This window comes from Asticcacaulis sp., assembly GCF_020217185.1.
Classification (GTDB): Bacteria; Pseudomonadota; Alphaproteobacteria; order Caulobacterales; family Caulobacteraceae; genus Asticcacaulis.
This window is the reverse complement of record NZ_JAIWNX010000250.1, coordinates 1-10,000: the sequence shown is the minus strand read 5'-3', so window position 1 is coordinate 10,000 and position 10,000 is coordinate 1. Positions and strand designations below refer to the sequence as shown.

Sequence of the window (10,000 nt, the reverse complement as noted above, 5' to 3'; positions counted from 1 at the left end):
CTGCCGTGCGGTCCGATGGGCGTCGGTATAGCCGGATCGCGCGTCTTTGAGGTCTTGCCGGAGGACCCGGCCTATGTCGTCTATATCGACTACGGTTCGGAAATTCAGATTTTCGACACGACGACGCTGCGTCGGGTCAAGAGTGATCAGCCGAAATAGGCTTTTGCCGCCTCGGCATCCCTGGCGATCTGCTCTTTAAGCGCCTCAAACGACGGAAATTTCTGTTCCGGGCGCAGATAGTGCAGCAGTTCGACCTCTACCCCCTGATCGTAGATGTCGTGGTCCAGCCCGAAGATATGCGTCTCGAACCGCTCGCTGAGGCCGCCCACCGTCGGGCGCTTGCCGAAGTTAGTGACGCTGCCCAGCACCCGCCCGTCGCTGAGCCGCGTGCGCGTCACATAGACCCCGTATTTCGGGCGCAGATAGTCGCCAAGCTCGATATTGGCGGTCGGAAAGCCGATCTGACGCCCGATCTGATCGCCGCGCGTCACCACACCGGCAAAGGCCTGCGGACGGCCCAGCACGTGCCCGGCCAGTTGCGCATCACCGGCTTCCAGCGCCTCACGCACGGCCGACGACGACAGCTTGTGCCCCGTCTCATCGGTCTGACACGGCGTGACGGCGGTGGTGAAGCCCATCGCGGCGCCGGCCTCGCTGAGCGTCTGTGCCGAACCGCCGCCCTTGGCGCCATAACGGAAGTCGAAGCCGCAACTGATGTGGCTCAGTTTCAAATGGTCGTGCAGGATGTTCTGCGTAAACGCCTCGGCCGTCAGGGCCGACAGCGTCTCGTCAAAGCGCAGCACAAAGACGTATTCGACGCCCAGCTCGGAGAAGGCGCGCACCTGCTGATCGAGAGTCATCAGGCGAAACGGCGTGACGGGCTTTCCGGCGCGCGTCAGAAAGAAGGCCTGCGGGTGCGGGTCGAAACAGACAACGGTGGAGGGGGCCCCCAGACGGTGCGCGGCGGCGATGGCGTTTTCAATCACCCGCTGATGGCCGCGATGCACGCCGTCAAAGCTGCCTATCGCCGCACAGGCCCCGGTCGGCCACGCCACACCCTGCGCAGGTGTATTGAGCGCCTGCGCGCGCAGGGCCCCGCCGGGTTCGAGCGTCAGAAGAAACGCCTTGGTCGCCATCTGTGTCACGATCAGACCGGCTTGCGCGGGGCGATGACCTCGGCCACACCCTTGGCATAGGTCTTGCCGCCGACGCTGGCAACGGTGGTCAGGGTCACGACGCCGGTCTTGGGCTGGATGTCGGTGACGGTGAGGGTGATGGTCACCACGTCGTCGATCTTGACCGCGCGTTTGAAGTTCAGCGACTGCGACACATAGATGCTGCCGCGTCCGGGCAGGCCCCCGGCGATGGTCGCCGAAATCCACGCATTGAGCAAAGCGCCATGCGCGATGCGGCCCTTGAACGGCGTGGTCGCCGCATAGGCCTCATCGACGTGTACGGGATTGTGGTCCTCCGACACCTCGGCAAAGGCGCGGATGGCGGCGTCGGTGGCGGTGAAGGCGCGCTCCAGCGACTGACCCACGCTCAGGTCTTCGAGATAAACGGTGACAGCATCGGTCATGGATCGGGGTCCGTATTCAGGTTTCGCGCCTGATCTATAGCGGGATGAGTTTAGATGAAAACATCATCCCGCTATAGATTCCTATTTTGTCGCGCAATTTTTCCGAAACGAAGTTCGGCGAAGCCAAAAGTGGTTTCCACTTTGTCGGATTGCGCTTTAGGGCGCTCAGCGGCGTTTGCCAAGACGCCCGGCGCATAATCCTGCCCCCGAAGCCTGCGTAAAACTGTCCCGATTTGGCATTATTTTTTCAAACGCGGTTCATAAAACGCGGGTTTTTCATGGTTAACTATAGTTATATCATTGAATTAAATGAAAAAATTTGAGCGAGGCCTTTAACTCTATTTTATCCGCTTGCTGCCATGATGGGCCAGTCAGATGTGAAGGGCCTGCATAAGGCGGGCCCGAGTTATTAAAGGTGGGCACACTCACATGGCCGTCGATATGTCCATGCAGATCCTGGTGGTTGATGATTACAAGACCATGCTGCGGATCATTTCCAATCTGCTGAAGCAGTTGGGATTCGAGAACATCGAGGAAGCGTCGGATGGCGCGGAAGCCCTCGAAAAGATGAAGAAGACCAGCTACGGTCTGGTCATTTCCGACTGGAACATGGAGCCCATGACCGGCTATGAACTCCTTTTGAAGGTGCGTTCGGACGATTCGCTGAAACGCACGCCCTTCATCATGGTCACGGCTGAATCCAAGACCGAGAACGTGATCGCCGCCAAGAAGGCCGGCGTGAACAACTACATCGTCAAGCCGTTCAATGGCGCGACGCTGAAGCAGAAGATCACCGCCGTTCTCGGCGAGTTCTAAAGCGCCATCCGACAGGGGAGACCCCTTTTCGGAAAAATAGCGCGATAAGACAAAGAGCGTAGATCGAAATGACGACTCTCCTGAAAGTCATTTTGATCCAAGAATTGACCGACTATCAAGCAGGTTAAAATGGGCCAGGTTGCACCCAAACAGGCTGAATCTCCCGCACTGGAGCCCGTTGACGCGGCTCTGGCCGCGGCGATGGAGCCCAAGCTGATCAATTTGATGCAGCAGTCCGAGGCCCTCGTCAGCCTGATGCGTGAGTTCTTCCAGCAGCTCGACAGACGTCGCGCCGAAGAATTCGCCATTATCGCCGGCTATATCGCCAAGGCCAAGGAAGAGATCCGCGAACTGCGTCCGCATGATCTGTCGCAGGAGCGTATCCCGACGGCAGGGGCGGAGCTGGAAGCCATCACCCGCGATACCGAAAACGCTACGCACAATATCATGAACGCCGCTGAGGCGATCATGGGCATGGATGTGTCGGACCCCAAGGCCTACAAGGCGGCGGTGGACGACGAGGTGATGAAGATTTTCGAAGCCTGCTCGTTCCAGGACATTACCGGCCAGCGCGTGTCTAAGGTCGTCAATGTTCTCAAGCAGATCGAGGAGCGCGTCGGCAAGCTGGCGGCTACGCTCGGTGTCGAAGACAAGGATGTCGAGCTGTCCGAGCGTGAAAAGCGCGCCCGTGACCTGCTGCTCAACGGCCCCGCCATCGGGGGTCCGGAAACCCGTCAGGAAGCCATCGACGCCATGTTCGATGAAGCCCCTGCGGCGGCTCCGGAACTGAAGGTGCAGGCCCCCAAGGTCGAAGCGCCCAAAGCCGAGCCCAAACCGGAACCGAAGCCTGAGCCCAAACCGGAACCGGTGGCCAAGGCGGCCCCGGCGCCCACCCCGGCTCCCGCGCCTGTGGCCGCACCTGCGCCCGCCCCGGCGGCAGGCAATTCTCAGGACGATATCGACGCCCTGTTCGATACCCCGGCGGCCAGCAATGAGCCTCAGTCTCAGGATGACATCGACGCCCTGTTCGACATGTCGCCGGAAGAACTGAACAAGACCAATTCGCAGGACGATATCGACGCCCTGTTCGACTGATCCGGATTTTCCCCGATCATCCCCATAACGGACAAGGCCGGCCAACGGCCTGTCCCGCAGGCCTTCATGATGGTGGCCCGTCAGGGCGGAATGACAGACCGTCATTCCGCCCTGACTGTTTTATTGTCGCGCATTTTATTCCGAAACGGAGTTCGGCGAAGCCAAAACCGTTGCACACTTTTCGGAATGCGCTTAAACCCCTTCCGCCCCTATCCGGAAGGGGTTTTTGCTGTGGGATAACACCGGAAGAAAAGAGCCCTTCCCGGCAACAGGGAAGGGCTCTTTTATTAAGATCAGAAAATCAGGCCCTTAACGCCGACAGTTGCTGCGACAGGTCGGTCTGGTCGCGGCTGTCGATCGAGGTGCAGATCTGCTTCACATCGACATAGCTAAACGGTTTGGGCAGCAGATAGTCGGCCTGTTCGCGGCGCGCCTTGTTGAGCATGGTGCGGATCATCACCGGGTCATTGCGCTGACCGGCAGACATGATGCCGATGGGGGTGCCGGGAGCGCGCTCACGCAACTCCGCCATGTGGTCCAGCACATTGTCTTCGCCCAGAAAAATATCAGCAAGAATGAGGTAGAAGCGCGTGACATCAAGCTGTGCGCGGGCTTCGGTCAGCGAACTGGCCGTGACCACTTCGCAACCCTGCTGCGCGAACATGCGGGCGATGATACGCGCCTGCGTGGCGCTGTCTTCGATGATCAGGACGGTACGCGACACGGCGCCACCCCACGAGTGTTTATGACATCCTTATTTTGGATGCGACCTGTTGACAAAACATTACTGGGGAACGCGACCTGACGTTGTTATTTACCACGCCAGAGCGGGGGAAACGTAACGGGCGCTGGCCTTTTCGCTTTCCAGCACCTTGACCAGCAGTTGCGCATCGAGTTGGCCCTCGGCATTGGTGGCCTCAAGGGCGTGGATGCCCGCCGCGATAAAGACGAGGTCGAGCCCCTGACCATTGGCCCCCAGCACGTCGGTGGGCAGGCCGTCGCCGATGGCGAGGATGCGCGATCTATCCACCGCGCGCCCGGCAACGGTGTTCAGGGCCTGATAGCAGAGGTCGTAGATGGGGGCGTAGGGCTTGCCCGCCATGATCACTTCGCCGCCAAAGGCCATATAGATGTCGGCCAGAGTCCCGGCGCAGTAGATGATCTGATCCCCGCGCTGCACGATGCGGTCAGGATTGGCGCAGATCATGGGAATGCCGCGCTGCGCGGCGGCTTTCAGGTCGGGATGGTACTGCTCCAGCGTGTCATTCTCATCGTCAAACAGGCCGGTGCAGGAGATAAAAGCCGCCGTGTCCGGCGTACCGCTCAGATCGACGCCCAGGCCCTCATACAGCGGTGCGTCGCGCTCCGGCCCGATGACCCAGGCCGACCCTTTTGGCGCATAGTCTTTCAGGAAGGTGCGCGTGGCATCGCCCGAGGAGACGATGGCCGAAAAGGCATCGTCATAGACACCCAGATCGGCCAGTTGCGCCTTCAGCCCGTCCTGCGGGCGCGGCGAGTTGGAAATCAGCACCACGGGCCCGCGCTCGGCCTTAAAGCGGCGCAGGGCGTCATAGGCCTCCGGAAAATGCCGCTTGCCGTTATGGATGACGCCCCAGATGTCGCAGAAAACCGCGTCATAGTCAGCGGCGATGTCGGACAGATGGGTCAGCAGATGCGGGGCGGTCATGGCGGGCCTTTCGTTGAGAACGGCCTTCATAGCGCGTGTGGCCAATGGGGCAAGCGTTCAGTCGCTATACTACGACTGAAAGCCACGGATTAAACACTGGTACGCGGGATTTTTCATAGTCCTGTGTATCGCGGGTGACGAGGGTCAGGCCGTGACATAGGGCGGCGGCACCAATGATCAGATCAGGCTGTGAGAAGGTATGACCCTCACTTTGAACACAGCTTCTTATCGAGCGCTTTCACAAGCGGTTCGCGGGCTTTGTGATGTTTGAATACGGAAGGTATGTGCAGCAGGAAACGCGAATATCCATCCTGATGCACGGATCGCGTTTCTGAATCAATGAAGTTACGCAAGGCCATAGCGCTATCGCGATCATAGGCCCACAGATTGTGCCCTCGGTAAGAGATCAGGAAATACAGATCATCGGGCCAGTTCAGGCGGTGTTTGGATCTGAAGTGGCAGGCCGAGCACCGAACCGAACCCATGCCGCTTCCAGGGCTGCTGCGCCAATAATGGCTTTGCGCCCAGAATTGAGGTTCATATCCGTCTGGCAGGTCGTGAATGCCACTTTGCAGGGGACCATGCAGCCCCGGATAATATAAGGCGGCGTGCCATTTATGGCCGCAACCGTCTATATACTGACGATAGTCAAACGCTTTATTGGCTTTAAAGTAGGCGATGTGTTCGCGGCGCTCTATCCTGCGATAGGTCGCAAACTCAAACTCTGCCTGATTTCGGCATATCGGGCAGTGAATGGCGAGCGGATGTGGGACGGGGTTCCATTCGTATAGTCTCGTCATAACAAGACTTCGATCTTAAGCCCGGCGGCGTTGCGGAGGCAGGGTCGATTTGATGAAGCCCGCCGGGGGGGCGGTTTCCAGCAGCACCTGCTCCTTAATGGCGCGCGGTTCGCCGAACAGGTGGCCCTGCGCGTAGGCGACCTCGATTTCAAGGATATCCACCACCTGACGCTCGTTCTCGACCTTTTCGGCAATGACGTCGATGCCGTAGCGCGCCAGCAGGTTGGCGTAGTCGCCCGCGTGGATGTCCTTGAGGAAACGCAGGGCCGGCTTGCCGTCAATGTTCATCAGTTGATCGAGCAGGACATTGGCCCCGATCTTCACATAGCGGACGTCCGAGCGTTGCAGGTCGGTCAGGTCAAGGTCGATCGAGGTGATCTTGTCCAGCGAGAATTTGAAGCCCATATCGGCCAGCCGCGCCATGTGGCGGGCTTCCATGGCGCCGCGCGCCGCGTAGGCATCCTGCCCCAGCTCGAAGATAACCGAATCGGCCAGATCGCGGTTTTCGTTGAGGAATTCAAGGAACTGCGGGAAGAAGACCTCATCACGCAGCGAGGTCAGCGAAATGTTGCAGAATATGCCGATGCGACGGTCCTGCTTGGCCAGACGGCGCACGATCTGCACGCAACGGAACAGGAGCAGGTTGTCGATGGAGGGCACCAGACCTTCGGGTTCGGCCACCGACAGATATTCGGCGGGCATCAGCACGCGCCCGGTGGCGTCGCGCAGGCGCGAAAAGCTTTCGTAATAGATGGTCTTGCGCTGCGGCAGGGAGACGACCGGTTGCAGATAGAGGTCCACGCGGTTTTCGATCAGGGCCTGACGCACGGTTTCAATCAGCGCCATCGCCTGCTGCTCCTGACGCGACAGAGGGGCGGGGGCCGCGACCTGCGCCGGCCCGGCCTTCCAGTCGGACAGGCGCTCCTCGATGCTTTCGCCCAGCTTGAGCACCAGGTTTTCCAGCATCTTGACCTCGGTGGTCAGCTCATCCGTGCGGCCGACGCGCTGATGCTGCATCTGATCGGCCAGCTCAACCATGTCTTTCTGAGTGACATCAATGGCTTCGACCATCAGGCGGTGGGCGTCGCGCACCAGATCAATCTCTTTGGACAGGCGGCGTTCGGACAGATACTGATTGACGAAATTATGGATGGCGAAACACACGGCCATCGTCGCCAGCGCCGCCGCGATGCACGCGCCGGTGTCCGACCCGCCCGTATAGAGGGCCATAGCCGCGCCTAGGGACAGGAACAGATAGGTTCCCATCAGCAATATGGAGGTCAGTCTTCCCATCGGGGGTCCCTGTCGAACAGCCGCGCCGAATCGCGCCAAAGGCGACTATGCGGCGATTTGGGGACTAAGCCAAGCGCGCGTTAATATTTATGAACAACTGGTTAAGCGCATTCCAAAACGTGTGCAGCCGTTTTGGATTCAAATACGCGATAGGTTCAAGCCAGAAGCCCGTCGCTGGCGCGGCGCAGGGGGCCATTATAGGGCTGATCGGTCTTGCGACGGCGGTCGGGGCCAAAATAGCTGGCGCAGCGGATATAGGGGCGCGGGCGCATCACCACGGCGTCGAGACGGCTCAAAAGGGCGCGCGCGGTGAGCGGCTTGGCCACGAACTCATTGACGCCGGCATCGCGCGCTTCGACCACGCGTGAGCGTTCGGAATGGCCGGTGATCATCACCACGGGCAGGTAGGGATTGATCGAGTCGCTGGCCGTGCGCAGCATCCGCGTGAATTCGACCCCGTCGATGGGGTACATGTTGAAATCGACCAGGGCGATATCGGCGGGAAACTGCCGCAGCAGGTCGAAGGCCTCGGCCCCATCGCGCGCTTCGCGCACGTCACGGATGCCCGACCCCTTAAGGATGGCCAGAACAATGGAACGCATGTGCTGATTGTCCTCAACCAGCAGAATTTTCAGGGCACCGTAATCTGCCATATCCCCCAAAGTCCGGATAACGCTCTGCCTGTGGTGTTATGTAAAGGCGGCGTTGTTTTTGCAAACCTGTGACAAAGAGTAGCGCTGTTACGATGAAGGCGCAGCGAGATCAAGCCCAAATAAGCATCCGATTTTGAGGCAGAGGGCGCGAGGCGGCGAAATGTCGCAAGCGATTTGAAAATCAATAATATTATTATACGATAAACGATCTGACGTATGGTAATATATACCCTTTTATGACGCGCCGGATGCAACCCACAACGAGGGGTCGAGCGCGCGGTCGCGCCACTTCAGACGCCAGCACAGATGCGGCCCTGTGGCGCGCCCCTTTTGCCCCACCTGACCGATAATCTGCCCCTTTGTCACCAGATCCCCTGCTTTTACGGTCAGGGTGGACAGGTGCAGATACATGCTGATCAGGCCCTGCCCATGGTCGAGCAGAATCAGGCCGCCTTCGAAGTGCAGGTCGGGTTCGGCCAGCGCCACGCGCGCCGTTTGCGGGGCATAGACGGGCTTGCCTCCGGGGGCAGCCATGTCAAAGCCATAGTGTGGGCTTTTGGGTTCGCCATTGAGGACGCGCTGATTGCCGAAGCGCCCGGAATTGACAAACCGGCGCAAGGGCCACTGAAACGGCTGAGTGAACCACGCGGCGTCTTCGCGGCTGGCGAAGCCGGTGTTTTTGAGGTCACGCTCTCTGGCGATGCGCGCCAGAAGCGCCGGGTCCGAAGGACTGACCTGATCGGGGGGCAGACCGTCGATGCGCTGAATGTCATAGGGGGTGCGCAGGATTTCAAAATCCATGATCGGGCCGGACCCGATGACCAGCCGCGCCAGGGGCGGCGCATCGCGGTCAAAGCCGATGACGAAATCACCCTGCGCCGAGGTCAGACCGCGCGCCGTGCCGTCAACACTGATCTCCTGACGCGGTTCGGCGCGGCCCATGGCAAAGCCGCCCTGCACAAACTTGCCTGTAAGATTATAGGGACCGCTTTTCAGGGTGCGCGCCCACACCGAACCGTAGGGCCGCGGATCGGCGTTCAGAAGACCGGGCGTGACGCTACCGGCAAGGCCCAGCGCAAGCCCGCCCCCCAGAATGTCTCTCCGCTTCATTGTGCCTTGTCGCGCATCTGGATCCGAAAAGTGCGTCCCACTTTTCGGGATGCGCTTTAACGCCCGTTCAGAGTTTTCCATCTGGCCGTGGCCTCTTCCGGCCCGGCATAGGCCTCCTGCGTGCGGGGGTTCCAGTAGCGCAGGGCCTCCAGCGGTATCTGCTTGCCCGACACGGCGCAGATCACGAACTTGCCCGGACGCATGACGGCGTATTCACCGTCTCCGTAATGGAGGATGGCCTGGTCGGGGAGGGGCGGCTTGGAATGCATGTTCATGCACCCAAGATAGGCCCGACCACGGTGGGGCGCAAGATTAAAACAGGCTGCCCTGTTCCGGTTTGGGGGGCGCGGGGCGGGGTTTCGGAGTGGGTTTGGACGGCGGGGCTGAGGAGCCGTCGCTGGCCACGACGCTGAGCGTGCGGTCGCCCTTGAAGGTCAGAGTCAGGGCTTCGCCGGCGCTTACGCCATCGGGTGAGGTGACGAGGTGGCCATCGGCGCGGCTGACGCGGGCGAAACCGAGGTTCAGCGGCCGGTCGGGGTCAAGGCTGAGGCGCAGCTGATCGAGCCGGTGCAGGCGTTCGGATTTCTGGCTGAGAAGGCGGTCGAACGCGGCGGCCAGACGTTGCTCCAACTCAGGCAACCGGGCGCGGCGCGCACTGTCGTCGAGGCGGCGGTTGAGGGCCGCGTCGAAACGCTGGCTCAGGCGGCTGAGGGCTTCGCGCTTCAGATCGAGCGGACGCAGGGTCAGGGCCGGGGTCAGGCGCGCCGACAGGCGGGTAAATTCAACCCTTTGCCGCTCCACGCCGCGCGTCAGGGCCGCCGTGGCGCGTTCGGACAGTTGCGTCACGCGCTCGGCCTTGAGCTGGCGCGGGCGCTCCAGCAGGGCGGGCGAAAAGCGCGCCGCCGTGCGGGCAAAGGCCGTGTCGTGGGCATTGAGATTGCGCAACAGCCCACCGCCCAGCCGGTGC

At 60.6% G+C, this 10,000-nt stretch carries 12 protein-coding genes; 2 read left to right on the top strand and 10 right to left on the bottom strand.

Features of this window, described 5'->3' with window-relative positions; all coding sequences use genetic code 11:
- Positions 1-146: 146 nt before the first annotated feature.
- Together ribF and LDL37_RS12505 are read right to left on the bottom strand one after the other, a co-directional pair.
- The gene (gene ribF / locus LDL37_RS12510; protein ID WP_290798820.1) at positions 147-1,136 is read right to left on the bottom strand and encodes a riboflavin biosynthesis protein RibF; all 990 of its coding nucleotides are present in this window, start codon (positions 1,134-1,136) and stop codon (positions 147-149) included.
- 11 nt (positions 1,137-1,147) lie between these two features.
- Positions 1,148-1,579 (bottom strand): MaoC family dehydratase, encoded by a 432-nt coding sequence (locus LDL37_RS12505; protein ID WP_290798818.1) that lies wholly within the window; start codon positions 1,577-1,579, stop codon positions 1,148-1,150.
- A 447-nt stretch (positions 1,580-2,026) separates the two neighbouring features.
- Here LDL37_RS12505 and LDL37_RS12500 point away from each other — a divergent pair, with 447 nt between their 5' ends.
- Together LDL37_RS12500 and LDL37_RS12495 are read left to right on the top strand one after the other, a co-directional pair.
- Positions 2,027-2,395: a response regulator gene (locus LDL37_RS12500; RefSeq protein ID WP_343684401.1), complete on the top strand. Its 369-nt coding sequence runs from the start codon at positions 2,027-2,029 to the stop codon at positions 2,393-2,395.
- A 129-nt stretch (positions 2,396-2,524) separates the two neighbouring features.
- Entirely contained in the window at positions 2,525-3,490 is a 966-nt protein-coding gene (locus tag LDL37_RS12495) for a protein phosphatase CheZ (RefSeq protein ID WP_290798815.1), read from the top strand.
- A gap of 301 nt (positions 3,491-3,791) precedes the next feature.
- Here LDL37_RS12495 and LDL37_RS12490 read toward each other — a convergent pair whose 3' ends face one another.
- The 8 genes from LDL37_RS12490 to LDL37_RS12455 all read right to left on the bottom strand — a co-directional run.
- The gene (locus LDL37_RS12490) at positions 3,792-4,214 is read right to left on the bottom strand and encodes a response regulator (protein WP_290798813.1); all 423 of its coding nucleotides are present in this window, start codon (positions 4,212-4,214) and stop codon (positions 3,792-3,794) included.
- 90 nt (positions 4,215-4,304) lie between these two features.
- Positions 4,305-5,177 carry a TIGR01459 family HAD-type hydrolase gene (locus LDL37_RS12485; protein ID WP_290798810.1) on the bottom strand — a complete coding sequence of 291 codons (873 nt, stop codon included), beginning with the start codon at positions 5,175-5,177 and terminating at the stop codon, positions 4,305-4,307.
- 206 nt (positions 5,178-5,383) lie between these two features.
- On the bottom strand, positions 5,384-5,977 hold the full coding sequence (locus LDL37_RS12480) for a hypothetical protein (RefSeq protein ID WP_290798807.1): 594 nt from the start codon (positions 5,975-5,977) through the stop codon (positions 5,384-5,386).
- 15 nt (positions 5,978-5,992) lie between these two features.
- On the bottom strand, positions 5,993-7,270 hold the full coding sequence (locus tag LDL37_RS12475) for an EAL domain-containing protein (protein WP_290798805.1): 1,278 nt from the start codon (positions 7,268-7,270) through the stop codon (positions 5,993-5,995).
- Between the two features lie 155 nt (positions 7,271-7,425).
- Positions 7,426-7,923, bottom strand: a complete 498-nt coding sequence (locus tag LDL37_RS12470) for a response regulator (protein ID WP_290798802.1) — start codon at positions 7,921-7,923, stop codon at positions 7,426-7,428.
- 234 nt (positions 7,924-8,157) lie between these two features.
- The gene (locus LDL37_RS12465) at positions 8,158-9,033 is read right to left on the bottom strand and encodes a M23 family metallopeptidase (RefSeq protein WP_290798799.1); all 876 of its coding nucleotides are present in this window, start codon (positions 9,031-9,033) and stop codon (positions 8,158-8,160) included.
- Between the two features lie 56 nt (positions 9,034-9,089).
- Positions 9,090-9,308 carry a DUF2093 domain-containing protein gene (locus LDL37_RS12460; RefSeq protein WP_290798796.1) on the bottom strand — a complete coding sequence of 73 codons (219 nt, stop codon included), beginning with the start codon at positions 9,306-9,308 and terminating at the stop codon, positions 9,090-9,092.
- 37 nt (positions 9,309-9,345) lie between these two features.
- On the bottom strand, positions 9,346-10,000 hold a 655-nt coding region (locus LDL37_RS12455), incomplete at its 5' end, for an exodeoxyribonuclease VII large subunit (RefSeq protein ID WP_290798793.1).

What these genes read in the sequence shown, in the direction of transcription:
- LDL37_RS12495 (WP_290798815.1), top strand. Translation starts at nt 2,525, where the DNA reads ATGGGCCAGGTTGCACCCAAACAGGCTGAATCTCCCGCACTGGAGCCC.
- LDL37_RS12500 (WP_343684401.1), top strand. Translation starts at nt 2,027, where the DNA reads ATGCAGATCCTGGTGGTTGATGATTACAAGACCATGCTGCGGATCATT.
- LDL37_RS12470 (WP_290798802.1), bottom strand. Translation starts at nt 7,923, where the DNA reads ATGGCAGATTACGGTGCCCTGAAAATTCTGCTGGTTGAGGACAATCAG.
- LDL37_RS12465 (WP_290798799.1), bottom strand. Translation starts at nt 9,033, where the DNA reads ATGAAGCGGAGAGACATTCTGGGGGGCGGGCTTGCGCTGGGCCTTGCC.
- LDL37_RS12460 (WP_290798796.1), bottom strand. Translation starts at nt 9,308, where the DNA reads ATGAACATGCATTCCAAGCCGCCCCTCCCCGACCAGGCCATCCTCCAT.
- LDL37_RS12475 (WP_290798805.1), bottom strand. Translation starts at nt 7,270, where the DNA reads ATGGGAAGACTGACCTCCATATTGCTGATGGGAACCTATCTGTTCCTG.
- LDL37_RS12480 (WP_290798807.1), bottom strand. Translation starts at nt 5,977, where the DNA reads ATGACGAGACTATACGAATGGAACCCCGTCCCACATCCGCTCGCCATT.
- LDL37_RS12485 (WP_290798810.1), bottom strand. Translation starts at nt 5,177, where the DNA reads ATGACCGCCCCGCATCTGCTGACCCATCTGTCCGACATCGCCGCTGAC.
- LDL37_RS12505 (WP_290798818.1), bottom strand. Translation starts at nt 1,579, where the DNA reads ATGACCGATGCTGTCACCGTTTATCTCGAAGACCTGAGCGTGGGTCAG.
- ribF (WP_290798820.1), bottom strand. Translation starts at nt 1,136, where the DNA reads ATGGCGACCAAGGCGTTTCTTCTGACGCTCGAACCCGGCGGGGCCCTG.